Here is a 26,286-nt window from a genome sequence, read left to right as displayed (position 1 = left end):
CTGTCCCGAAAAACATTTGTATTTTTACACTTGTTTTAGAAAAACACAGTTTTTTAGCAATTATCCTTACAATTATTACAATATGAATCAATATGATGTAGCCATTATCGGCTCTGGACCAGGAGGCTATGTGGCGGCAATTCGATGTGCCCAATTGGGAATGAAAACCGCAATTATAGAAAAGTATGCAACCTTGGGAGGTACCTGTCTTAACGTAGGTTGTATCCCATCAAAAGCATTGTTGGACTCATCGCACCATTATGAGGATGCCGTAAAGCACTTCGAGGAGCACGGTATTGAAATTCCTGGTGAAGTAAAAGTGAATTTGGAGCAAATGATCGCCCGTAAACAAGGGGTTGTTGACCAAACCACAAAAGGTATCGAGTTTTTGATGAGCAAGAACAAAATTGATGTCTACCATGGTATCGGAAGCTTTAAGGATGCCACGCACATCAATATTGCAAAAGAGGATGGTGAAGAAACTATTGAGGCCAAGAACATAATTATTGCAACAGGTTCAAAACCATCATCACTACCTTTTATAGATATCGATAAAGAAAGAGTGATAACTTCTACCGAAGCTCTAAAATTGAAGGAAGTTCCAAAGCACTTGATTGTGATTGGTGGTGGAGTAATCGGTTTGGAATTGGGTCAGGTATACAAACGTTTGGGTGCCGATGTGACTGTAGTGGAGTTCATGGACCGTATTATCCCTGGTATGGACGGCGCATTGTCCAAAGAGCTCACCAAAGTGATGAAAAAACAAAAAGTAAAGTTCAACCTTTCCCATAAAGTTAAGTCTGTAGAGCGCAAAGGAGACGAGGTTATTGTGAAAGCAGATGATAAAAAAGGGAAAGAAGTAACCCTAACAGGTGACTATTGCCTAGTAAGCGTTGGTCGTAAGCCATATACCGATGGATTGAATGCCGAAGCTGCCGGAATCAAATTGGATGATAGGGGCAGAGTAGAGGTTAACGAGCACTTACAGACCAATGTTTCCAATATTTATGCAATCGGTGATGTGGTAAAAGGTGTCATGTTGGCGCACAAAGCTGAAGAAGAAGGAACCATGGTTGCCGAAATTTTGGCTGGTCAAAAACCACATATCGATTACAACTTAATTCCTGGGGTGGTATATACGTGGCCAGAGGTTGCTGCTGTTGGAAAAACAGAAGAGCAATTGAAGGAAGAAGGTGTGGAATACAAATCAGGTCAGTTCCCAATGCGTGCTTTAGGTAGAGCTCGTGCTAGTATGGATATTGACGGTTTTGTGAAAATTCTTGCAGATAAGAATACCGACGAGGTATTAGGTGTACATATGATCGGTGCTCGTTGTGCGGATTTAATTGCAGAAGGAGTGACTGCCATGGAATTTAGGGCGTCTGCTGAAGATATTTCCCGAATGAGCCATGCGCACCCGACTTTTGCGGAAGCTGTAAAAGAAGCTGCATTGGCGGCAACGGATGATAGAGCTTTGCATGTATAGCTGAGGAAATAAAATCAAAGAATAGTAAAAAGCATTCAGTCTTAGGATTGGATGCTTTTTTTAGCTTCTTACGGTCCGTAAAACTCTTCGGAGAACTAGTCGGGCTTTTATCAGAATTTCTTTTGCCATCGGAGCTGAAAGCTCTTTTGCCTCAATAAGCTGGCCTTTTACAAAGACAATGCCCAAGCCTACTTGAACTTTGATATAAGCCTCATATTTATTGTATTGCAAAGCCAAGAATGTACAGGCAACCATAAAGGCAAGCGCACCAGGAATAACGATTTCAGGCGAAAGTGAATGGTTGAAGAACCCATACAATCCCAATCCCGTAAAACTACCGTAAAGTATAATAAAGTGAATCACATAAATGGAAAGTGTGCTGGCTCCAATTTTTAAAACAGTTTTGTTGGTCATCAACTGTCTAAGTATCATAAATACCGCAAAAACCACAAACACATTACCCAATCGGATAAATAAGTAGTTGTTGGATAAGATCAGTTTCAAAAATTCAAATCCAGTCCAGTCGTAGAGTATGGCAAAGGCGGCAGATGACTGATAAATCAGTAAATATCCCGTTACCAAAGCAATGGATATGGCAGCCGGGTACAAATACCTGTAATTTTTGAATCGAGTAAAGAGAACCGAGATAAAAGCACCAATGGTAGTATAGCCAAACCACGGAATAATGGTGAAAACAGAACCATTGGACTTGGTGAAATAATTGGCCAAGAAATCTGGTAAAAACGCAAAAGACCAATCTTTATAAACCCTTTCGAACAAGAAAAGCACCAAGGTTACAACCACAAGAGCAGTTGGGAAAACAAACTTTTTCTTTTTGGCTGTAAGTACATACAAACCAACTAGCCCTAAAATAGATAGTCCTATGCAGTGCAATACATCTACTAGATAAAAGGCATTGTAGATTTGACCTTTTAAAAGACCGCCAAGATTTAATCGCAATAAATAGCCAATGGCCAAAAGTTGCAATCCACGTCGGATTCCTTTTTTAACCCTAGGGTTTTCAACTCCGTTTTCTGGAACCCTGATTAAGAGATAAGTAAAGATAAAACCGGATACAGTAAAAAATACGGGAGCCGTTATGCCTCTAAAATAGAGCCATATGGAATAAGCAGTATTGCTGGAGTCCCGGAAAACAGGATCCAAAAGGCCATCGATGAAATGCCCTTGTAGCATCATTAAAATGGCCCATGCACGCATGGCGTCCACGAAAAATAGTCTGTTGCTTTTTACTGCCATTTAGTATTAGTTCACCCTATATACTTGTTAAACAAATAGTTTGGATGTTTGTTGCGCCAAAAATATATAAAATACTCGCATCTATGCAGATATCGGGGTATTTTAGCGAAACAAACAATAATTTTAAACTATGGCTGCAATTTTGGCATTTGCCGGAAGCAATTCTTCAACTTCTATTAATTTAAAACTTGTAAAATACACCAATTCCTTAATACAAAACCATGATATTCAGACTTTAAACATGGCCGAACAACCATTTCCAATGTATAGTGAAGATGTGGAAAGAGATAATGGTTTTCCAGAAGCATTGGTGAAATTGAAAGAAACCATTACCGCATCGGACGGGCTTATACTGTCCGTTAACGAACATAATGGAAATCCTTCTGCATATTTTAAGAATGTACTGGATTGGTTGTCACGTTTGGACAGAAGTTTTTTGGAAGGAACAAAAGTTTTTTTGATGTCCACCGCAGGAGGTAGGTTTGGTGCGGAAAAATCACTGGGTGTCGTAAAAAATATGCTCACTTTGTTTGGTGGTGATATCGTAGCTACGTATTCCCTTAAATTTTTCAATGATAATTTTGGGGAAGCCGGTATTTTGGATGAGGACATGAAAGAGGAACATCGGCAAGCTTTGAATACCTTTTTGGATGCTTTAAAATAAGAACGGATTGCGTGTACAACGTACCTTTAAAATAGATTCCCTAGAACAAAGTAAAAAGGCTTTGTTCGATTGGTCTCGTGGTCATCAACATGTGGTGTGGTTGGATAGCAATTCACATACGGACAAGTATTCCAGTTTCGAGGCCTGTTTGGCCGTTGGTGCATCTCAAATTTTAAAGAATGCGGATGGGCTAAATGATTTTCTACAACAGGAAAACGATTGGCTGTTCGGTTATTTTTCCTATGATTTTAAAAATGAATTGGAGGAGTTGTCTTCATGGAACGCAGACTCATTGAATTTTCCAACAATTCAGTTTTTTCAACCCAGTAAACTGATCATTGTTTTAGATGGACACCTTCATTTTAACTATTTAGAGCATTGTTCCGATGAAATTCAACAAGACTATAAAGATATCTTCATAGTTCAACCTCAGAATGCATTACATAAGCAAGATGACCCGATAAAAATTAAGATGCGCATCCATAAAGATGCCTATTTTGAAAAGGCCAATCGTTTTTTGGAGCACATTCATCGTGGTGATATTTATGAGGCCAATTTTTGCCAAGAGTTCTATGCGGAAAATGTTTCTTTGGACCCATGGGAAACCTATGATCGGCTCAATCGTATCTCGGAACCTCCGTTTGCGGCATTCCTTGGATTAGGTGAAAACTATTTAATGTGTGCTTCCCCTGAGCGTTACATTAAAAAAATGGGAGATAAGGTAATCTCTCAACCTATCAAGGGGACGGCACGGCGAGGAGAGGATGATAAGGAAGACAACGTAATCAAAAAAGAACTGGTTCAGGATCAAAAGGAACGCTCCGAAAACATTATGATTACCGATTTGGTCCGTAACGACTTGTCCAAAAGTGCCATCAAAGGTTCGGTAAATGTTGAAGAACTTTGTAAGGTCTACACATTCAAACAGGTACACCAGTTGATCTCCACCGTTGTTTCAATGGTTCCGGGGGGTAAGAACCCTTTGGAATTGATCAGGGAAACTTTTCCGATGGGGAGTATGACAGGCGCTCCAAAAATATCTGCAATGAAGATTATCGAAGAATTGGAAGAGACCAAACGGGGTTTGTACAGTGGAGCTGTTGGTTATTTTGCTCCGAACGGAAATATGGACTTCAATGTGGTGATACGCAGTATTTTGTACAATGCCAGTGAAAAATACGTTTCCTTTTCCGTAGGAAGTGCCATAACTTCCAAATCAATACCCGAAAATGAATACGCAGAATGTTTGCTGAAAGCCAAGGCTATGCGAACAGTTTTGGAACAAGACTAAGGTTTATTCGTAAATTCGCGGCATGTTGGCAAATTTTAAGGAACACATTACCAGTACAATGCCCTTTTTAATGGGTAAGCGCTTGCTTTTGGCTTGTAGTGGAGGGGTGGATAGTGTAGTATTGGCCCATTTGTGTGCCAATATCGAATTGAATTTTGCCATGGCTCATTGCAATTTCAATCTCAGGGGTGAAGAAAGTGATGGGGACGAGACTTTTGTCCTTGATTTGGCGTCGAAATTGGACGTGGAAGTTTATGTAGGGCGATTTGAAACCGAGGCCTTTGCCAAAGAACAGGGTTTGTCCGTGCAAATGGCTGCCAGGGAATTACGTTACCAATGGTTTGATGAATTGTTGGAAACGAAAGGTTATGATTATGTTTTAACGGCCCATCACGCCGATGATAGTCTGGAAACTTTCTTGATCAACTTGTCACGAGGAACAGGTATTGATGGACTCTCAGGTATTCCCGAAGTAAACGGAAAAGTAATTCGGCCTTTGTTGCCATTTTCGCAAAACGAAGTTTTGGAATACGCCAATTCCGAAGGTGTGGACTGGCGGGAAGATAGCAGCAATGCAAGTACCAAATACCTTCGCAATAAGATTCGTCACGAAATAGTACCTTCTTTAAAGGAGTTGCACCCAGCTTTTTTGCAAAACTTCCTCAACACACAAAAGCATTTAGAACAGACCAACGATTTGGCAAGTCTTTATTTGAACGAGTTAAGGTCCAAATTGTTCAGGGAATGGGAAGGTGAAATCAAAATAAGTATTGCGGAACTAAAGAAGTTACATCCTTTGGATGCCCACTTATATGGCTTGTTGAAAGATTTTGGTTTTACCGAATGGGAGGACGTCAAAAATCTATTGACTGCGACCAGTGGAAAAAAAGTAATGTCCAAGTCGCACATTTTGCTTAAAGACCGGGACCACCTAATTCTTTCCAAAATAAAAAATAGGGTAAATGTCAATCACCTTGTCTATTTAACGGAAGGCACACCCGACCTGCCAGTTCAATTAAAGATTGAAGAAGTGAAAACCCTTGATAAACAAGGAGAAAATGTCATATTTTTGGATAAGGAAAAGTTAAACTTTCCGTTAGTGTTAAGAAAGAGGAAAAATGGCGACTATTTTTATCCTTTTGGGATGGAGGGCAAAAAAAAGTTATCCAAGTTTTTCAAGGATGAAAAAATAGACCAGATTTCCAAAGATAAACAGTGGCTTCTCTGCTCAAACAACGAAATTGTTTGGGTAGTGGGCAAACGAGCAGATGAACGATTCAGGGTTGAGGAATCAACCCAACAAATAGTAAAGATTACACAAGTTAAATGAGATTTTTAATACTCTTTTTAGGATTATTTTTTGTCAATCTAACCACATTCGCACAAACCGAAGAGAATCCAGCGGTTTGGAGTCACGAAGTACATAAATTATCCGATACCGAATACGAGTTAGTGTTCAAAGGGAAAATTATGGACGGATGGCATGTGTATTCCCAATACACAGCAGAGGGAGGCTCCCTACCTAGTGAGTTCACTTTTGAAAAAGCTGGTGAGGATTATGAGCTTGTTGGAAAGACCGAAGAGAGCGAGACCATAAAAGAGTATAGTGATATTTTTGAAGTAGAGGAGACCTTCTTTAAAGGAGAGGCCATATTCACCCAAAAGATAAAATTGCTAGATCCTGAAGTCAATCAGATATCGGTCAATCTATTTTATCAGATTTGCAAAGAGGTTTGTCTTCCGGTGGATGAATTTTTCGAGATTTCTTTGGATGGCAGTGGTTTTGTGGCCGAAGAAACTTCCTTGGACGAACGTAGTGTTGCATTAGGTGAATCTCTTAAAGTGGATTTCAAGAATAAGCAACTGCTCAATCAAGGAGGAGTAACGGATTCCGAGGGTAAATCCAATTTATGGGTGATTTTTGGATTGGGCTTTATTGGCGGTTTGATCGCATTGTTGACCCCTTGTGTTTTTCCGATGATTCCGTTGACCGTTTCGTTTTTCACCAAACAGACTCAAAATAAATCCAAGGGGATTGCGAATGCCTTACTTTATGGATTCTTTATTGTTCTGATTTATTTCTTGTTGAGCTTACCGTTCCATTTGTTCAATTCGGTAGACTCGCAAATATTGAACACCATCGCCACGAACATTTGGCTAAATGTATTCTTTTTCATCATTTTCGTATTCTTTGCCTTTTCATTTTTTGGGTATTACGAATTAACGTTGCCTAGTTCATGGGCCAATAAAATGGATTCCGCCTCGTCCAAAGTAGGGGGGGGACTCGGTATCTTTTTCATGGCTTTGACCTTGGCCATTGTTTCTTTCTCCTGTACAGGGCCCATATTGGGCGGATTATTGGGGAGCACAACATTGGCAGAGGGTAATGTAGCCACCAACTTGACTTCTGGAATGGTCGGTTTCGGTTTGGCCTTGGCACTTCCGTTCGCGTTGTTCGCCATGTTCCCAGCTTGGTTGAACTCTTTGCCAAAATCCGGAGGGTGGATGACCACCGTTAAAGTGGTACTTGGTTTCTTGGAACTTGCCTTGGCATTCAAGTTTTTATCCAATGCCGACTTAGTGGGTAACTGGGGAATATTCAAACGAGAGATTTTTGTGGGAATATGGGTGGTGCTCTTCATTTTAATGACCTTGTATCTCTTTGGAATTTTTAGATTTCCACATGATGGACCTAAAAAGAACTTGTCTCCTGCCAGAAAAATGGTCGGCCTGTTAAGTTTTGCCTTTACGATTTATTTGATATTGGGTCTCTTTAATTTCAGTAACCTGAAGTTGTTGAGTGGCTTTCCACCACCAAGCTTTTACAGTGTTGTGGAAACAGAAAGTGATTGCCCTTTAGGTCTCGATTGTTACAAAGATTTTGAAGAAGGTGTTGCGCATGCTCAAGAGGTGAACAAGCCCATTTTGCTCGATTTTACGGGCTGGGCTTGTGTAAACTGCAGAAAAATGGAAGAGAATGTTTGGAGCGATCCAAATGTTTACCCCATTCTTAAGGATGATTATGTTTTGATTTCGCTATATGTGGACGATAGAAAGGAATTGCCCGAAACGGAGCAGTTCGATTTTAAGTTTGATTCAGGAAGAATAAAGGCTATTGAAACTGTGGGTCAAAAATGGGGAACTTTTCAAACCATTAATTTTAATGCCGCATCACAGCCTTATTACGTACTGCTATCCCCAAATTTGGAAATTTTGAATGATGCCGTGCAGTATGTTGATGTTGAAACATACGAAGAGTGGTTAAAATCGGGCCTTCAGAAGCATCATCTTTCCATGAACAAATAATTTACAATTGTCTTTTATTTTGTTATGGTTCTAAGAAAATAGTTATACCTTAGGTAGGACTAATTTGCTTAACCAATCTTCGTGAAAAAGTTCAAAAAGATTCTTCTTGTTCTCGCAGGACTGATTTTACTTGTAATTATAGGCGTTGCCATATTTATAAACAGCTTAAAACCTGATTACGGCGGCGAAAAATCATTGCCTGGTATTTCGAGTGAAGTAACTACCTATTTCGACCCTTACGGTATCCCGCACATTTATGCCGAAAATGAAACAGATGCTTTAAAAGCTTTGGGGTACGTACATGCACAAGACCGTTTATGGCAAATGGAGCTATTACGCCGAATTGCAAAGGGTAGGCTATCCGAAGTTTTTGGAGAGGATATGGTTAAAACGGATAAATTTTTCCTTTCGCTGGGTATAGACGATCACACCAAAGAAACACTTTCCAGTTTGGACCAAACCAGTGAAACCATTGCATTGTCTCAAGCCTATTTAGATGGAATCAACGAGTTTATAAAAAATGGACCTACCCCCATCGAGTTTTATTTGACGGGTATTGAAAAGGAACCATTTTCTATTGAAGATGTGTACAATGCAGTAGGTTATATGGCCTTCAGCTTTGCCATGGCCCATAAGACCGACCCGTTATTGACAAGTATGCGCAATAAGCTCGGGGAAGCATATTTAAAAGATCTAGCCATAAGCTCGGACACTTCTACCGTTTGGATAAAAAATTATAAAGGAGAGAAAACCGATACGTTGGGCACCAATATTACTGCAAGTGTTACCGCAGCATTGGATAAACTTCCAATTCCACAGTTCGAGGGAAGTAATAGCTGGGTGGTTGCCCCGGAAAAAACAAAAAATGGAAAGGTCATTTTCGCCAACGACCCGCATATTGGTTTTGCACAACCTTCCGTTTGGTACGAAGCACATGTAAGTACCCCGACTTACGAAAAATACGGATATCATCTAGCAGGAGTTCCATTTCCTTTACTTGCTCACAATAGGAAATTGGCGTATGGGCTTACCATGTTCGAAAATGATGATATCGACTTTTACTATGAGGAATCCAATCCAACGGACAGTACCCAATATAAAACTCCCGAGGGCTGGAAGAACTATGAATTCGTAAATAAAACTATAAAGGTGAAGGACGGGGACGATGTGAGCTTTACCTATAAGAAAACACATCACGGTCCTGTTCTCAATAATATCGCGGATCAAATATCGGGAGACAGGCCAATAGCTATGTCTTGGATTTATACCAAACCCAAAAATATGGTGCTCCATGCCTTGTATGGGTTAAGCCATGCCTCAAACAGGGAAGAGTTTAAAAGTGCATTGCCAAATATCCATGCACCGGGGCTCAACGTAATGTATGGCGATGCCGAAGGCAATGTAGCATGGTGGGCTACTGCCAAATTGTATGAAATGCCAGATAGCTTATCCACAAAATTTGTTTTGGATGGAGCTACAGGAAAAGATGAGCCATTGAGATATTTGGATTTCTCTGAGAATCCAATGGCGGAAAACCCGCCGTGGAACTACGTGTATTCCGCCAATAATCAGCCCGATTCTATAGCAGGCATGCTGTATCCAGGATATTATTTACCGGAGAACAGGGCAAAACGTATTGTGCAGTTGTTAGATGCAAAAGACGATTGGGACAAGGAAGCCATATCCGAAATGATATTGGATGTTACCTCCCCGGTCAATACCGAAGTGGTTACCGAACTGATCAAACTTTTTGATGTAACACATTTGGACAAAGAGCAGCTGGCGCTTTTGGATTCTTTGAAGAATTGGGATGGAGAGTACTCCTTAAAAGCCACAAGCCCGTTGATCTACCATCGAACTCTGTACAATATGGTCAAAAACACCATGGAGGATGAACTGGGACCGGAAATGTTCAAACAATTTTTGTCCACACATTTGTTTAAAAGGCAAATAGCATGGGGCTCTGGAATGAAAAGTGGTGTTTGGTGGGATAACGTCAATACTCCTGAAATTGAAACACGGCAAGACATTGTTATGATGTCATTTGCTCAAACTTGGGAATCACTTGTAGCTGATTTTGGAGATGACCCGAGTGAATGGACATGGGACAAGGTACACACCATTGAGCACCAACATCCGTTTGGGCAAATCGAATCACTTCGCAAATATTTTAATGTAGGACCGTTTCCTGTTGAAGGAACCCGTGAGGTAATCAACAACCTATCATTTCCGTACGATGGAACAGGTTTCTATAAAGTAAGTTCAGGGCCATCCACAAGGCGTATTATAGACTTTTCGGATGTGGAGAACAGTATCAGTATTCTTCCTACGGGTCAATCAGGAAATCCATTCAGTAAACATTATGAGGATCAGGCTCAAATGTATGTTAATGGTGAGTTCCGAAAAATGATGATGAACAAACAAGAAATAGAAGAGACTGCTGAATCCGTTCTGATCTTTCGTTAATTCAGAAGCTGTTTTCATCAATTCATAATAGGGCATTCATCAAAAGGGAAATTCTTTTTGTCATAGGATTGGCTATTTTTCAATCTTATTCATTCAGAAATTCCACATGCTCATTAAAGTCCACGGAAGTGCCGTTTTTGGTATTGAAGCAACAACCATTGTAGTTGAAGTTAATATTGATAAAGGCATTGGGTACCATTTGGTAGGATTGCCGGATAATGCCATCAAGGAAAGCAATTACAGAATTGCGGCCGCACTACAGAACAACGGATATCGTATTCCCGGTAAAAAAATCACAATAAACATGGCGCCGGCCGATCTACGAAAGGAGGGTTCTGCATACGACCTTACTTTGGCTATAGGCATATTGGCAGCATCTAGCCAAATTCATTCGGAGGGTATCGAAAAATATTTGATCATGGGAGAGCTTTCGTTGGATGGGAGTCTCTTGCCCATTAAAGGCGCGCTGCCCATCGCCATTAAGGCAAAAGAGGAGGGATTTGAAGGGTTTATTTTACCAAAGGAGAATGCCAATGAGGCGGCTGTTGTAGATGGTCTTAAGATTTATGGCGTAGAAAATATAAAAGAGGTGATCGAGTTTTTTGATTCAGCTGTTCCATTGGAACAAACCAAAGTGGATACGCGAAAAGAATATTATGAGCACCTTGATTTTCCAGAGTTTGATTTTGCTGATGTAAAGGGGCAAGAAAGTATTAAACGATGTATGGAAATTGCCGCAGCGGGAGGGCATAATATTATATTGATCGGTCCACCGGGTGCTGGCAAAACAATGTTGGCCAAGCGTTTACCTTCTATTTTGCCGCCAATGACCTTGCACGAAGCCTTGGAGACCACTAAAATACATAGTGTAGTGGGGAAGGTGAAAAATAAAGGTTTGATGAGCCAAAGACCGTTTAGGAACCCTCACCATACCATAAGTTCCGCTGCTTTGGTGGGAGGGGGCAGTTATCCACGGCCAGGGGAGATATCATTGTCCCATAATGGTGTTTTGTTTTTGGATGAATTGCCTGAGTTTGAACGTAGGGTGCTCGAAGTAATGCGTCAGCCTATGGAAGATAGGGAAGTAACTATTGCCAGGGCACAATTTACGGTCACTTATCCAAGTAGCTTTATGTTGGTCGCAAGCATGAACCCCAGCCCGGGAGGCTATTTCAATGATCCCGATGCTCCGGTAACATCCAGCCCAGCCGAAATGCAACGCTACTTGGGTAAAATCTCCGGTCCTTTGTTGGATAGGATCGATATTCATATCGAGGTGACGCCTGTTCCTTTTGATAAATTATCTGAAGACCGTAAAGGTGAAAGCAGTATGGTAATTAGAAAACGAGTGGAGGCTGCGAGAGAAATTCAGACCCAAAGATTTAAAATGGTGGAGGGGATACACTATAATGCACAAATGGGTACTAAGCATATCCGAGAGTTCTGTGCATTGAACAACACCTCCAAAAATCTTTTAAAAGATGCTATGCAACGATTAAATCTTTCGGCCAGGGCTTATGATCGTATTCTAAAAGTGTCCCGAACCATTGCGGATTTGGAACAGACTTCGGAAGTAAATGAAAATCATATTTCCGAAGCCATTCAGTATCGAAGTCTAGATAGAGATGGTTGGTTAGGGTGAAAAAGACTATTATATCTTTTTATACCAAAAACACACAGTCACAATAGAATACAACGCTATCATGACCCTGTAATGGATGTTATCTTTTTAATGCAGAAGGCAGGATTACTCCAATAAGTTCCACTCTTCTTCAGTAGCTTTGGATTTCTGATATTCCATTACCAAAAACCAAGTTTTATCGCGTTTTATGAGTAGCGCATTAAAATGTACAAATTGTTTTTGATTGGCGTTACCAGCCCCATTGTTGGATTGGAACGCAAAAATCCCTGTTTCATGAGCAGTAGTTTCGTCACCTATCCGCTGTGAGAAACGGAATTCCACATTATTTTGTGTTTTTCCTGTTTTGGTGTCCATGAAACCTTGTTTCCAGTTTTGTAGTGCCTTCGCAATAGATACAGATCCTTTGTTTTTACCAGTTGTAAATACAACAACCGCATCTTCATGATAGGTAGCTTTATAACCTTCGAAGTCTCCCTCTTTTACAGTTCTCGAAACCTCGGCCCAAAAGTTATTTAGTTCCGCTAGCCTTAGTGAATCATTTGCAGTTTCAATTTTACCGTTTTTAGGATTGCTCGCATTAGCACAGGTAACACTTAATGCAAGTATTAAGGTAATAAAGGATTTAATTTTTTTCATTTGTATAACTCGATTTTATAAAAAGAATTTGCAGAAAGCCTGAGTTTAATATTTCATAAATGCACATTCGGGTATGTCACCGAAGCCATCCTATGCTGCAGCTTTGACCGTGAAGGATAGTTGGGATATATTAATTGAACCTTTTTATCAAATTATAGGTGAATATGACCATCTCCTTGTAGTTTTCTTTTTCGATTTTTTCATCTATTCCATGAAACCGTGTCATACTGTCCGGTCCAATTCTAATAGGATAAAAGCGATAAACATCTTCAGAAATGTCATAAAAATATCTGGCATCGGTGCCGCCACCAATTAATCCAGGAACCACGACAGCTTCGGGAAAAACGGAACGAATGGTTTTTTCCAAGTTTTTAAATGCATCCGATTCAATACCGGAAACAGGTGACGGATTTGTAGCGAAACCGTCTAGTTCAACTTTGATTTTATCACCAACAGTTTCTTGAATGTGCGCTTTTACGGATTCGATGGTTTCACCTGGGAGAATTCTAAAATTAATCGTGGCTTTTCCAAGGGTCGGAATTACGTTGTCTTTTACCCCTCCCTCGATTATAGTGGGGGCTGTTGTGGTATGTGCATTCAATGCTTTTAGCACAGGTGCTTTAAATAGCCAAGGGTTGGCAAACGCCATTTTTTTAAAAAAGGGCATTTCGGCGCCCATATATTCAAACTGATAATCGATGGGTTTCACCAGTTTATAAGGTAGTTGATTGTTCTCTAAATCAACAATGGCTTGCGCCAACATACCCAAGGTGTTGTTTTCTGGTGGAGCGGAACTATGGCCTCCGGTAGTCTGTACAATAAGATTGAACGAGGCATAGCCTTTCTCGGCCAAATTCACCATAGCAACGGTTTTATCAAAATCAGGAACCATATTTTCTGCTAAAAATCCACCTTCGTCCAAAGTCATGGCAGCTTCTACTCCTTTTTCTTTCAGGTAGGCGGCAATGGCCTTGGCACCATTTTCACCTCCAAGCTCTTCGTCATGTCCAAATGCCAGATATATATTCTGTTCTGGGGCGAACGATTCTTTAAGCAAAAGTTCAACGGATTCCATAAGTGCCATCAGAGAGCTTTTGTCGTCCAGAGTACCACGGCCAATAATGTGGCTATCTGTTATTTTTCCTTCAAAAGGTCCAGCTTCCCAATCTCCCAATGTAGGTTGGTCCACAGGTACCACATCTTGGTGAGAAAGCAGTATTATTGGTTTTTTCGACGAATCGGTTCCTTCCCATTTATACAACAAGCTATATTCGTTTATTTTCTCCAATGTCAAATTTTGATGGAGTAGTGGGTACGTTTCGTACAGAAATTGATGGAACCCATTAAATGCAGTGGAATCTGGGATTGCATCTTCGCTGAAGGAAATAGTTTTGTATTGCACTGCTTTTGACAGGTTATCAAATGCACGGTCTGGAAAGTTCATGGCCTCCAATGGCTCGGAATCAACCTGTTTTGAACTAAGTGATAGGGTGTTGAAAATTAATACGGCAGCAAGTACTACGATTAAGCCTAGAACGGCAAGAAGAATTTTTTTCATGGTTGGTTTTGGTTGTTTGTCCCAAATTAGATAAAAATCATCAGTGAATCAATCAGAAAAAAATAATTTAATCCTTGGATACTGAATAAATTGATAATAATTCCTATTTATTTAGAGAGATAGTCAAGCAATACGTTAAAAGTAACTTAATCTACTGTAATTAAGTTGATTAAGGTGTACTTTTGCCCAGTTTTTAGAAAATAATAGTACATGCAATGTGTGGAGTTGAACCCAACGGGTAATTTTGACCCTTGGGAGCAGGAGAGGATTGATGAGTTGCTACATCAAGAAATAAAAAATTCTTTGAGCGATCGTTTGGTTTTTGAAAACGATGGTATAAAACTTTGGGACTTACGATTACTTCCGGGAGAACGCTTGTCGTTTAGAAGGCACAATGTCAATTATGGATGGGTGTGCACAACAGGCGGCTTATTGATTACCAGATATGGAAATGGAAAAATCGATATGATAAAACTGAACCAAGGTGATACCGAATATTTCGAAAATAAGGGCAAGAACTATGTCAACGATTTAGAGAACATCGGTGAGGACACGGTGGTCATTAACATTCTGGAATACAAGCACACGAAAAAAGCGAGCAGTGTCCAGTACTGTGATTAAATTGCTTTGATGTTAGCCTTTAGCCCTGAAATAATTCCAAGTATATTTTCAACAGTTTCTTCTAGGTAATATTTTATTGCCAGATGAGGTATACGTATGGTCGTAAAGCCGTTTTTAAACGAATGCATGGCATCTTCCAAGTCGCTAATGGCTTGTTCATGCGTAATCATGTTGTAATTTTTGTCAATCTCAATGTTAAGCTTGACTCTTGATATAGCAATGTCAACAGATTTTTTACCATCCCACCATTCTAGCATGGGGTAGACTCCGGCATCTTTTAATGCATAAAATAAATGAATGGCATCAATCGGGGTGTCGTTGTCCAGGATCACCTTTTTAATGAGGCGTGTATGTCTTTCGCAAAGCGCTACACCTAAAGACTCTTTCGAATCTTTAAACTGTTGGGGGTTAATGTCTTTGCCGCAATCCTTACATGTCATAAGTTTTGTCAGGTTTAAGTCTAAGTATGATTTGGGACTATTATAACTTTGAGATTTTTGAAATAGTATAAAAAATCGACGTACGGCATTTCACTTTTAGACGAAATACACTTTTTCGGATGAAATGCATGATTTGTCCATTTATACTTTTAATTTAAGCGCACCAAAACCAAAGAATCCATGTTTAAAAAAATAGGACCGGGAGTTCTGGTCGCAGCAGCCTTTGTGGGACCGGGAACCATAACTATGTGTACCCTTGCCGGAGCCCGTTTTGGCTATGCTTTGTTGTGGGCTCTTTTAATTTCGATCATTGCTACCATTGTATTGCAGGGAATGGCAGGGAGAATTGGTCTTGTAACACAAAGCGGCCTTTTGGACGTGGTGCGTAAAGAGCTTAAAACCCCTTGGGTCAGAAATATTGTTATCGCCATAGTTTTGGGAGCAATTTTAGTTGGCAATGCAGCCTACGAAGCAGGTAACATTGGAGGTGCAACACTTGGGCTCGAGCAATTATTTCCCCAACCTCAACTCAGACCTTTTTTACCGGTTTTTATTGGAGGCGTCATATTTCTATTATTATGGTTCAGTAGTTACAAGATTTTGGAAAAAATATTTGTTGGACTGGTAGGGGTAATGGGGGTTAGTTTCGTGGTGTGTGCCATAATCACCCAGCCATCCATGTTGGAAATAATAAAAGGATTGTTTGTACCAAAACTACCTGAAAATGGATTATTAACTGTTGTAGCTCTTGTGGGTACAACGGTAGTTCCATACAATCTTTTTTTGCATGCTTCTTTGGTCAAAGAAAAATGGAATTCAAAAAGTGATTTAAAAGCTGTGAACTGGGATACGACCATCTCCATTGGGTTGGGAGGTCTGGTTTCCATGGCTATTTTGGTCACGGCTTCTGCAGCGCCCATTTCAGAAATCAATAACGCTTTGGATATGGCCATTGCTTTGGAACCGTTATTCGGTAAAATGGCATTCTTGTTTATGGCAATAGGTCTATTGGCGGCCGGGATCACATCAGCGATAACGGCTCCTTTGGCTGCGGCCTATGTGGCCAGTAGTTGTTTTGGTTGGGAAGGTGGTATGCAGAATAAAAAATTTAAAATGGTCTGGGGTATTGTACTGTTGTGCGGTGTTGTTTTCCTTTCTTTTGATATTAAACCCATTGAAGTGATTCAATTTGCACAAGTGGCCAATGGTGTATTGCTTCCCGTGATGGCTTTGCTGCTACTGTGGGTAGTGAACAAGAAATCTGTGATGGGTGAAAACAGAAACTCCATGATGCAGAATGCTTTCGGGGTAGCCATTGTGGTATTTGCGATATTCCTTGGGGCGAAAAGTGTACTAAAAGTGATCGGATTGTTTTAATGGAAGAGTTTAGCATAGATATTAACTGTGATGTAGGTGAGGGGGTAGGCAATGAAGGTGAAATTTTCCCATATATCAGTTCGTGTAATATTGCTTGTGGGGGGCATGCAGGAGATTTGGAAACCATGCTTAGGGTAGTATCCCTCGCCAAACAACATAATATTAAGGTTGGTTCGCACCCTTCATTTCCCGATAAAGCCAATTTTGGAAGGGAAGTGATGCTTATTTCGGACCATGATCTAATTAAAAGTATCCGGAAACAATTGTTCGACTTTGATGAGGTGTTGAAACAAGTAGGTCTGCCGTTGCATCATATTAAAGCCCATGGAGCCTTATACAATCAAACGGCCAAGGATGAAGGATTGGCAAAATTATATTTGGATGCCATTCAAGAGTATAAAGAGAAGGCCATTGTTTATGTTCCCTTCCATTCTGTAATTACAAGAATAGCAGTGGAGAGAGGATTTAAAATTTGGTTTGAAGCCTTTGCGGATAGAAACTACAACCCGGATTTATCCCTTGTGTCCAGAAAGGAACAAAACGCATTGATAGAGGAGCCCGAAGCTGTTTTAAAACATGTATTGCCCATCATTAAAAAAGATGAGGTTTTGGCTGTGAACGGTGATTCTTTCAAAATAAAAGCTGATACCCTCTGTATACATGGCGATACGGTTTCTGCATTAAAAATATTAATGTATCTTTCTACAGCATTACCCCAAAATCAGGTGCAATTAGCAAAGTGAAAAGTTACCCCATAAGTATTAAGCCTTTCGGAGAACGAGCTGTTTTAGTAGAATGGCCCGAAAAGGTGAGCGAATCCATTCTAGCAGATATCCTTGATTTTATGGATGCCTTTAAGGAACTGAAAATTCCCGGCTGGGAAATGTCCGTTGCCTATAACTCTTTAACAATGGTCTATAATCAAGATCATATTGATTTTGAGGATACCAAGAGCATGATTTTGGAATGCCATGAACGGCAAGCCAAATCTAAAACGGAGCGAGTTCAACATTTATGGACGCTGCCCGTATGCTACGACCTTGAATTTGGAATGGATATCGAAGAGGCTTCCAAAACTTTGGGACTTACCGTAGATGAACTAATAGAACAGCATACATCACATCAGTATGTGGTTTATGGTATAGGGTTTTTGCCGGGATTCATGTATTTGGGCGGACTACCATCTTCCTTAGAGATTCCGCGTCGAGCTGAGCCGCGGTTAAAAGTACATAAAGGTTCGGTAGGTTTGGCTAGCAAGCAAACAGGTATTTACCCACAGGATTCGCCTGGTGGTTGGAACATTATCGGTAATTGTCCAGTAGATTTGTTCGACCCCACTAAAAAGGCTCCTTGTTTTGTGAAAGTGGGGGACAAGATTCAGTTTGAAAGTATATCCAAGGCCGAATATAAGCTTCATAAAATTGAAGGCGAAGTAGGTATTTATGAACCTGAAAAAGTTGTTTTGAATGCTTAAAGTGTTGAAAGCAGGGCTTTATCTGAGTATCCAGGACCTTGGAAGGTTCGGACACCGTGATATTGGTGTGCCCATTGCCGGTGCCATGGATGTGGAATCGGTTAAAAAGGCAAATCTCTTACTTGAGAACGACGAGAATGATGCTGTGCTCGAAATTACCATGACAGGGCCAACATTGCAGTTTGATGCGGAAACCTATATTAGTTTGTCCGGTGCTCATATTGTGGCCACGTTGAACAATGAGCCCATCGATAATTATACTGTAATCAAAATAGGTAAAGGCGATATTCTTTCTTATGGGCGGCTCGAAAAAGGCTTTAGGGGCTATTTGGCCATTAAAGGAGGTTTTCAGTCGGAAAAATTACTGGATAGTCGTTCGCAATTTTATCCTGTCACAAAATCATCACGACTCAAGGATGGGGATGAGGTGCCCTACAAAGAAACAGTCTCCTATGAGCCTAAAATATCAGAAGTAAAGATTGACGACCATTTTGACCATAATGTTTTAAAAGTTTACAAAGGCCCAGAATTCTCATTGCTATCGGATGGTCAACTAACCGAGATATTTGCAAAGCCTTATTCCGTGTCCAAAGAAAATAACCGGATGGCCTATCAAATTTCTGAATTGATTACGGGTCATTCCCACTCCATGCTAACTTCGGGAACATTGCCCGGAACCATTCAATTGACCCCTGCAGGCCGTATGATTATTTTAATGAAAGACGGCCAAACCACGGGCGGCTATCCTCGTATACTTCAACTCAGTGAGGAATCTATTGCCGTACTTGCCCAGAAAAAGTTTGGGGATGAATTGAAGTTTAAACTCGTCTGAAAATTATTAACCTCATAGTAAATCTACTTTCATCATTTTTTTGTACCATTGAATAATGAAAACAAACAAACAAGTCATTGTCGAGGTCATTATTATCCCAGAAATGGGGTGATGCAGACTTTCTATTGACGAAAAAAGGCCTGTATCCCACGCGATACAGGCCTTTTTTATTACAATAAAATTAATTGAATACTGGAATTTTAAACAATCTAAATAACTGAAATACAGTAAAATAACTATATTATGTTTCCAGTGGATTTAAACAGCTTACAACTGTTAAAAATCTAGGGTTTTTTAAACATTTATCTTTGAATTGCGGTATATATTCATAAGAATACTGTATTTGAATGAAATTTGATAATGGAATTGAACAAGTTTAGTAAGAAAGTAACACAAGACCCAACGCTGCCGGCCGCTCAAGCTATGTTACATGCAATTGGGCTAACAGATGAAGATCTACAAAAACCTTTAATCGGAATAGCAAGTACAGGATACGAGGGCAACCCCTGTAACATGCATTTGAATGATTTAGCCCTTGAGGTAAAAAAAGGAGTCGAGTCCTCTAATTTGGTGGGTCTTATTTTTAATACCATTGGAGTGAGTGACGGGATATCTAACGGTACCCCAGGTATGCGATATTCATTGCCATCGCGGGATATCATTGCCGACTCCATCGAAACCGTAATACACGCCATGAGTTATGATGGACTTGTAACGGTTGTAGGTTGTGATAAAAACATGCCAGGAGCCTTAATGGCTCAATTACGATTGAACCGACCTTCCATATTAGTGTATGGCGGAACCATTGCTCCTGGGTGCCATAACAACAAAAAACTGGATATTATCTCAGCTTTTGAAGCTTACGGGCAAAAGGTTGCGGGAACCATAGACGAGAAGGAATTTAAAGAAGTCATTCATAAAGCTTGTCCGGGTGCTGGTGCCTGTGGGGGTATGTATACTGCCAATACCATGGCTTCGGCCATTGAGGCCATGGGGATGTCCATGCCTTTCAATTCCTCAATTCCAGCAGTAAACGATAAAAAGCAAGCAGACTGTGAAGCTTCGGGCGCAGCTCTGTATCATTTATTGAAAGAAGATATCAAACCAAGGGATATTGTGACCAAAAAATCCTTGGAAAACGCATTTAGGTTGGTCACCGTACTTGGTGGTTCAACCAATGCCGTGCTTCACTTTATGGCAATTGCCCATGCTGCTGAGGTAGATTTTACATTGGAAGACATTACAAGAATTAGTGAATCCACCCCATTGTTGGCCGATTTAAAGCCAAGTGGTAAGTACTTAATGGAGGACTTGCACAAGGTTGGAGGTGTTCCCGCGGTATTGAAATATATGTTGAAGGAAGGAATGCTTCATGGTGATTGTATGACAGTTACTGGAAAAACATTGGCGGAAAATTTGTTGGATGCCCCGGATTTAGCCGAAGGCCAAGACATTATAAGAAAGAAAGACCAGCCGATTAAAGAAACGGGGCATATCCGTATATTATATGGAAACTTGGCATCTGAAGGTGCTGTGGCTAAAATCACAGGTAAGGAAGGTCTGGAATTTACGGGAACCGCACGTGTTTTTGATAGCGAGGCTGCGGTAAACGAAGGCATTCACACAGGAAAAGTTCAAAAAGGAGATGTTGTGGTTATCCGTTACGAGGGCCCAAAAGGAGCTCCAGGTATGCCAGAAATGCTAAAGCCAACTTCCGCCATCATGGGAGCAGGTCTTGGTAAGGATGTAGCCTTGATCACAGATGGTAGGTTCTCCGGTGGTTCCCATGGATTTGTAGTGGGCCACGTTTCTCCCGAAGCTCAAGTCGGTGGAGGAATCGCATTGGTAAAGGATGGCGATGAAATCACTATTGATGCTGTCAAGAATACCATCAACATAAACATATCGGACGAAGAGTTCGAAAAGCGAAGAAAAGAATGGAAGCAACCTGAGCTCAAAGTGAAGTCAGGGAGCTTATATAAATACGCCAAAACGGTTTCGTCTGCAGCAAAAGGCTGTGTTACCGATTTGTTCTAATAATTATGATAGGGGTATCTCCCTCAATTTAGGCTTATGGAGACATTAAAAGCACAAAAAAAAGATAGTAAAGACCAAAAGACAATCAGGATTACCGGCGCTGAAGCCATTATCCATTGTTTGTTGGCAGAGGGTGTTGATTTAATTTATGGTTACCCTGGAGGAGCCATTATGCCCGTTTACGACGAATTATACAAGTTCCAAGATCGTTTAACGCATATTTTAACGCGTCACGAACAAGGAGCTACCCATGCAGCACAGGGCTATGCAAGGGTAACGGGCAGGGTAGGTGTTGCCATGGCAACTTCCGGACCGGGTGCGACCAACTTGGTTACCGGTTTGGCCGATGCCCAAATAGATTCTACGCCAATGGTGTGCATCACCGGCCAGGTAACCCGTAGTTTATTGGGCTCCGATGCATTTCAGGAAACGGACATTGTGGGTATTTCCACTCCAGTGACCAAATGGAACTATCAAATCACCAGAGTAGAGGAGATTCCTGAGATTTTAGCAAAAGCTTTCTACATTGCCAGGTCTGGTAGGCCAGGTCCTGTATTGGTGGATATTACCAAAAATGCACAATTTGATGAGCTTGATTTTGTGTATGAGAAATGCACCAAGGTCAGAAGTTATAAGCCAGTTCCCAAGCCTGAAGCAGGTAGTTTGGAGAAGGCAGCAGAATTGATAAACAGTGCCAAAAAACCTTTTATTGTATTTGGACAAGGTGTGATTTTGGGGGAAGCGGAAGCCGAACTCAAAGCCTTTGTGGAAAAAACAGGAATTCCAGCTGCTTGGACCATATTAGGTTTGTCCGCAATGGATACCGACCACCCTTTAAATGTAGGTATGGTGGGCATGCACGGAAATTATGGCCCCAATCTGCTTACCAATGAATGTGATGTGCTGATAGCCATAGGTATGCGTTTTGATGATCGTGTCACGGGTAATTTGGATACATATGCCAAGCAGGCCAAGATTATTCATTTTGAAATTGACCCTGCCGAGGTAAACAAAAATGTAAAGGTTGATGTTGCCGTTTTGGGAAATTCCAAAGAAACCTTGAGCGATATTCTTCCTTTGGTGAAAGAGAACGACCATAAGGACTGGAAGGCGGAATTTGATAAAATGTACCAAATTGAGTTCGATACCTTGATAAAAAATGATATCCACCCAACCAAAGAAGGGTTGACCATGGGAGAGGTAATCGAGCAAATCAATATAGCATCCGAACAAAAAGCTGTGATTGTGTCCGATGTAGGGCAGCATCAAATGATTGCCTGTCGCTATGCCAAGTTTAAGCAATCCAAGAGTAACATTACCTCTGGGGGTCTCGGGACCATGGGATTTGGGCTTCCAGCAGCCATCGGTGCCAAAATGGGCGCAATGGACCGTGAAGTCGTTGCCATCATCGGCGATGGAGGGTATCAAATGACCATTCAGGAGCTAGGTGTTATTTTCCAGCACAATGTGCCAGTAAAAATCGTGGTACTGAACAACGACCATTTGGGAATGGTGCGTCAATGGCAAGAACTGTTCTTTGATAGACGCTATGCTTCTACGGTTATGACCAACCCAGATTTTGTGAAAATCGCGGAAGGATACCATATCAAATCAAGAAGAGTGACCGAAAGGGGCGACCTTCAAGATGCGGTAGAAGAAATGATGGCGTCCAAAGACCCTTACTTTTTGGAAGTGAAAGTGGAAAAAGAGGATAACGTATTCCCGATGATTCCATCAGGAGCCTCCGTTTCAGACATCAGATTAAAATAATTAGAGAGATTTGCCTTGTTGTTTTTAAACAGGGTACAAGCATATAAAACACTATGGAAAAACAATGGTATACCATCTCGGTGTATTCCGAAAATCATGTGGGATTACTTAATAGAATATCGGGGATATTCTTAAAGAGACACATTAATATAGAAAGTTTAAATGTTTCTAAATCAGAAATAGACGGAGTCTCAAAATTTACAATTGTAGTTCATACAACTGAAGATTGGACTCGTAAAATCGTTGGTCAGATAGAAAAGCAAATAGAGGTTATAAAGGCATATTATCACACCGATGACGAAACCATCTATCAGGAATCTGCACTGTTCAAAGTAGCTTCTCATTTACTTTTTGATGAAAGGCAGATCCAGAACATAATCAAAGAAAGCAAATCACAGATTGTAACAGTAAACCGAGAGTTTTTTGTTTTGGCCAAAACAGGCCGCAGGCACGAAATCGACGAAATGTACGAGGCGTTGGAACCCTACGGTATTATGCAATTTGTGCGCTCCGGGCGTATTACTGTGACCAAGGCTACCATGCCGATCAGTGAAATATTAGAAGAATTTCAAGAAAACTAAATAGCGTAAAATCAAATATAAAAATGGCAAATTACTTCAACACACTATCACTTCGCGAACAACTTACACAGTTGGGGAAATGTAGATTTATGGATTCCAGCGAGTTCGCTGATGGTGTTACCGCACTAAAAGGAAAAAAAATAGTAATTGTTGGGTGTGGCGCCCAAGGGTTGAACCAAGGGTTGAACATGCGTGATTCCGGATTGGATATCTCCTATGCTCTTCGTCCAGCAGCTATTAAGGAAGAAAGGCAATCGTTTAAAAATGCCAAAGAAAACAATTTTGTGGTGGGAACATATGAGGAATTGATCCCTTCTGCTGATTTGGTCATTAACCTTACACCTGACAAGCAGCATACCAATGTGGTGAGCACGGTAATGCCTTTGATGAAAAAAGGGGCAACCTTATCCTATTCCCACGGTTTTAATATTGTGGAAGAAGGAATGCAGGTGCGTGAGGACCTTACCGTGATTATGGTTGCGCCAAAAAGTCCAGGTTCCGAGGTACGCGAAGAGTACAAAAGAGGTTTCGGTGTACCTACCTTGATTGCCGTTCACCCAGAAAACGACCCAGAGGGTAAAGGTTTGGAGCAAGCCAAAGCCTATGCCGCAGGTACAGGAGGAGACAAGGCGGGAGTTTTGGAATCATCATTTGTAGCGGAAGTAAAGTCGGATTTGATGGGAGAGCAGACCATTCTTTGTGGTTTGTTGCAAACAGGATCCATCCTTTCCTTCAATAAAATGGTTGAAAAGGGAATTGATGAAGCATACGCCTCCAAATTGATTCAATACGGATGGGAAACCATCACCGAAGGATTGAAACAAGGGGGAATAACCAATATGATGGACCGTTTGTCCAACCCTGCCAAGATCAAAGCTTTTGATTTGGCTGAAGAATTGAAAGTGATTATGCGTCCGTTGTTCCAAAAGCATATGGACGACATTATGAGCGGACATTTCTCCAAAACTATGATGGAAGATTGGGACAATGGAGATAAAAACCTATTGGACTGGAGAGCTGCCACAGGGGAGACAGCTTTTGAAAAGACTCCAGCTGGAGATATGGAAATCTCTGAGCAAGAATACTACGATAATGGCGTATTGATGGTCGCTTTTGTGAAGTCAGGAGTGGAATTGGCCTATGAGACTATGACCGAATCTGGAATCATTGGCGAGTCGGCTTACTACGAGTCCTTGCACGAGACACCATTGATCGCAAATACCATTGCTAGAAAGAAATTGTTCGAAATGAACCGTGTTATCTCCGATACGGCAGAGTACGGTTGTTACTTGTTCGACCATGCGTGTAAACCTTTGTTGACCGATTTCATGAAAACCGTGGAGACCGATATCATTGGTAAGCACTTTGGGGAAGGTAAGGACACTGGCGTAGACAACGTAAGGTTGATTGCCGTGAACAAAGCCATCCGTGAACACGATGTAGAGGTTGTTGGTGCTAGATTGCGTGCATCGATGACAGCCATGAAGCCAATCGGATAAAACAAAACCATTGGCCCTATGAGTGAAACTGTGGAAATCTATTTTCCGCAAATAGCGGATATTTACCAAGCAGCAAAGACCATTGCCCAAGTGGCAGAGGAAACACCTTTGCAGCAAAGTATCCGCTATTCCAAATCCCATGGGGCCAATATTCTTTTAAAAAGAGAGGACCTTCACAGGGTGCGTAGCTACAAAATTCGTGGTGCATACAATAAAATTAGCTCCCTAAGTCAAAAACAACTGGATAGTGGTGTGGTCTGTGCCAGCGCAGGGAACCATGCTCAGGGTGTCGCCTTTGCTTGTAGTCATTTGCAGGTGAAAGGGACCATTTATATGCCGGTGGTTACCCCAAAACAAAAAATAGACCAGACCAATATGTTTGGCGGTGAATGGGTGGATGTAGTTTTGGAAGGGGACACCTTTGACGATTCCAAGAAAGCGGCCGAATTGTTTTGCGAACAGAAAGGCAAAACCTTTGTGCATCCTTTTGATGATGAAAAAACCATTGAGGGGCAAGCAACCGTTGGTTTGGAGATACTGCAGCAATCCAGCGAGCCCATCGATTATGTTTTTGTGGCCGTTGGTGGCGGAGGATTGGCATCGGGACTGTGCGGCACGTTTCAGGCATTGTCGCCCAACACCAAGATAATAGGAGTGGAGCCCGAAGGTGCGCCCTCCATGCTAAAATCCATTGAGCAAGGGGAATTGGTGGAACTGGAAAACATCGACAAATTTATCGATGGGGCTGCGGTCCAGAAAGTGGGGTCATTGACCTATCCCATTTGCAAAGAATACCTGCACAAAATGGTAACCGTTCCCGAAGGGAAAGTATGCCAGACGATTTTGGACCTATACAATAGGGATGCCATTGTAGTGGAGCCAGCAGGAGCCTTGACGATTGCCGCTTTGGATTATTTCAAGGAAGAAATCAAAGGTAAGAATGTAGTCTGCGTGGTCAGTGGAAGTAATAACGACATCACCCGCACGGCAGAAATTAAGGAGAGGGCTTTATTGTACGCTCAATTGAAGCATTATTTTATTGTGAGGTTCCCACAGCGCCCAGGTGCGTTGAAAGAATTTGTCGTGGATATTTTGGGTCCCAATGACGACATTACTCATTTTGAATATTCTAAAAAATCAAGCAGGGAAAATGCCCCTGCCATTGTTGGGGTGGAACTAAAATCGCCCGACGACTTGGCACCTTTGGTTCAACGGATGAAAGACAATAATTTCTATGGGGATTATCTAAATAATAAACCCGATTTGTTCCAGTATTTGGTGTGATGCGACCAACATTTTCAAGCATCATCATAATAAAGTTTGGTTTTAAATCTACACTTAAGCGTTTG

General features: G+C 41.1%; 21 protein-coding genes. 17 read left to right on the top strand and 4 right to left on the bottom strand.

All coding sequences use genetic code 11. From position 1 onward, the window contains the following. Nucleotides 1-82: 82 nt before the first annotated feature. A complete protein-coding gene (lpdA, locus tag PY091_RS01435) occupies nt 83-1,486 on the top strand; it encodes a dihydrolipoyl dehydrogenase (RefSeq protein ID WP_275647974.1) in 1,404 nt (467 codons plus the stop codon). 60 nt (nt 1,487-1,546) lie between these two features. On the opposite strand, the gene PY091_RS01430 is transcribed toward lpdA, so the two are convergent. Further along, nucleotides 1,547-2,743, bottom strand: a complete 1,197-nt coding sequence (locus PY091_RS01430; protein ID WP_275647973.1) for a heparan-alpha-glucosaminide N-acetyltransferase domain-containing protein — start codon at nt 2,741-2,743, stop codon at nt 1,547-1,549. A 130-nt stretch (nt 2,744-2,873) separates the two neighbouring features. Between PY091_RS01430 and PY091_RS01425 the strand changes: the two genes are divergently transcribed. The 6 genes from PY091_RS01425 to PY091_RS01400 all read left to right on the top strand — a co-directional run bounded on the left by PY091_RS01425 (nt 2,874) and on the right by PY091_RS01400 (nt 12,112). Next, nucleotides 2,874-3,407, top strand: coding sequence for an NADPH-dependent FMN reductase (locus PY091_RS01425; RefSeq protein ID WP_275647972.1), 534 nt, complete (start codon nt 2,874-2,876; stop codon nt 3,405-3,407). Between the two features lie 7 nt (nt 3,408-3,414). Continuing rightward, nucleotides 3,415-4,698: an anthranilate synthase component I family protein gene (locus tag PY091_RS01420; protein ID WP_275647971.1), complete on the top strand. Its 1,284-nt coding sequence runs from the start codon at nt 3,415-3,417 to the stop codon at nt 4,696-4,698. Between the two features lie 22 nt (nt 4,699-4,720). Then, nucleotides 4,721-6,028 (top strand): tRNA lysidine(34) synthetase TilS, encoded by a 1,308-nt coding sequence (gene tilS, locus PY091_RS01415; protein WP_275647970.1) that lies wholly within the window; start codon nt 4,721-4,723, stop codon nt 6,026-6,028. Continuing rightward, a complete protein-coding gene (locus PY091_RS01410; protein WP_275647969.1) occupies nt 6,025-8,004 on the top strand; it encodes a protein-disulfide reductase DsbD family protein in 1,980 nt (659 codons plus the stop codon). The genes tilS and PY091_RS01410 overlap by 4 nt, the downstream gene beginning before the upstream one ends. Before the next feature lie 81 nt (nt 8,005-8,085). Then, nucleotides 8,086-10,470, top strand: coding sequence for a penicillin acylase family protein (locus tag PY091_RS01405; RefSeq protein ID WP_275647968.1), 2,385 nt, complete (start codon nt 8,086-8,088; stop codon nt 10,468-10,470). A 106-nt stretch (nt 10,471-10,576) separates the two neighbouring features. Further along, on the top strand, nt 10,577-12,112 hold the full coding sequence (locus PY091_RS01400) for a YifB family Mg chelatase-like AAA ATPase (protein ID WP_275647967.1): 1,536 nt from the start codon (nt 10,577-10,579) through the stop codon (nt 12,110-12,112). A 105-nt stretch (nt 12,113-12,217) separates the two neighbouring features. Here the strand turns inward: PY091_RS01400 and PY091_RS01395 are convergent, their stop codons facing one another. Further along, nucleotides 12,218-12,748, bottom strand: coding sequence for a nuclear transport factor 2 family protein (locus tag PY091_RS01395; RefSeq protein ID WP_275647966.1), 531 nt, complete (start codon nt 12,746-12,748; stop codon nt 12,218-12,220). A 130-nt stretch (nt 12,749-12,878) separates the two neighbouring features. Further along, on the bottom strand, nt 12,879-14,306 hold the full coding sequence (locus PY091_RS01390; RefSeq protein ID WP_275647965.1) for a M20 family peptidase: 1,428 nt from the start codon (nt 14,304-14,306) through the stop codon (nt 12,879-12,881). A 210-nt stretch (nt 14,307-14,516) separates the two neighbouring features. On the opposite strand from PY091_RS01390, the gene PY091_RS01385 reads away from it, so the two are divergent. Next, a complete protein-coding gene (locus tag PY091_RS01385; protein WP_275647964.1) occupies nt 14,517-14,927 on the top strand; it encodes a hypothetical protein in 411 nt (136 codons plus the stop codon). Here the strand turns inward: PY091_RS01385 and PY091_RS01380 are convergent. After that, nucleotides 14,924-15,367 (bottom strand): hypothetical protein, encoded by a 444-nt coding sequence (locus tag PY091_RS01380; RefSeq protein ID WP_275647963.1) that lies wholly within the window; start codon nt 15,365-15,367, stop codon nt 14,924-14,926. The genes PY091_RS01385 and PY091_RS01380 overlap by 4 nt on opposite strands. Nucleotides 15,368-15,547: 180 nt before the next feature. Between PY091_RS01380 and PY091_RS01375 the strand changes: the two genes are divergently transcribed. The 9 genes from PY091_RS01375 (at nt 15,548) to ilvA (ending at nt 26,221) form a co-directional block, all read left to right on the top strand. Beyond that, nucleotides 15,548-16,744, top strand: a complete 1,197-nt coding sequence (locus PY091_RS01375) for an Nramp family divalent metal transporter (protein ID WP_275647962.1) — start codon at nt 15,548-15,550, stop codon at nt 16,742-16,744. Next, complete coding sequence (pxpA, locus tag PY091_RS01370) at nt 16,744-17,487, top strand: 5-oxoprolinase subunit PxpA (protein ID WP_275647961.1); 744 nt, start codon at nt 16,744-16,746, stop codon at nt 17,485-17,487. The genes PY091_RS01375 and pxpA overlap by 1 nt, the downstream gene beginning before the upstream one ends. Continuing rightward, the gene (gene pxpB, locus PY091_RS01365; protein ID WP_275647960.1) at nt 17,484-18,218 is read left to right on the top strand and encodes a 5-oxoprolinase subunit PxpB; all 735 of its coding nucleotides are present in this window, start codon (nt 17,484-17,486) and stop codon (nt 18,216-18,218) included. Before pxpA ends, pxpB begins: the two co-directional genes overlap by 4 nt. Further along, nucleotides 18,211-19,050, top strand: a complete 840-nt coding sequence (locus PY091_RS01360) for a 5-oxoprolinase subunit C family protein (protein ID WP_275647959.1) — start codon at nt 18,211-18,213, stop codon at nt 19,048-19,050. Before pxpB ends, PY091_RS01360 begins: the two co-directional genes overlap by 8 nt. A 360-nt stretch (nt 19,051-19,410) precedes the next feature. Next, complete coding sequence (gene ilvD / locus PY091_RS01355) at nt 19,411-21,087, top strand: dihydroxy-acid dehydratase (RefSeq protein ID WP_275647958.1); 1,677 nt, start codon at nt 19,411-19,413, stop codon at nt 21,085-21,087. Nucleotides 21,088-21,123: 36 nt separating this feature from the next. Continuing rightward, on the top strand, nt 21,124-22,857 hold the full coding sequence (gene ilvB, locus PY091_RS01350; RefSeq protein WP_275647957.1) for a biosynthetic-type acetolactate synthase large subunit: 1,734 nt from the start codon (nt 21,124-21,126) through the stop codon (nt 22,855-22,857). A 53-nt stretch (nt 22,858-22,910) separates the two neighbouring features. Further along, on the top strand, nt 22,911-23,438 hold the full coding sequence (gene ilvN / locus PY091_RS01345) for an acetolactate synthase small subunit (RefSeq protein WP_275647956.1): 528 nt from the start codon (nt 22,911-22,913) through the stop codon (nt 23,436-23,438). Nucleotides 23,439-23,461: 23 nt separating this feature from the next. Further along, on the top strand, nt 23,462-24,937 hold the full coding sequence (ilvC, locus tag PY091_RS01340) for a ketol-acid reductoisomerase (RefSeq protein ID WP_275647955.1): 1,476 nt from the start codon (nt 23,462-23,464) through the stop codon (nt 24,935-24,937). Between the two features lie 18 nt (nt 24,938-24,955). Next, nucleotides 24,956-26,221 (top strand): threonine ammonia-lyase IlvA, encoded by a 1,266-nt coding sequence (gene ilvA / locus PY091_RS01335; protein ID WP_275647954.1) that lies wholly within the window; start codon nt 24,956-24,958, stop codon nt 26,219-26,221. Nucleotides 26,222-26,286: the final 65 nt, after the last annotated feature.

Source organism: Flagellimonas okinawensis (assembly GCF_029194005.1).
Taxonomy (GTDB): Bacteria; Bacteroidota; Bacteroidia; order Flavobacteriales; family Flavobacteriaceae; genus Flagellimonas; species Flagellimonas okinawensis.
Note: the sequence above shows the minus strand (reverse complement) of the source record. Positions and strands in the feature narration are given on the sequence as shown.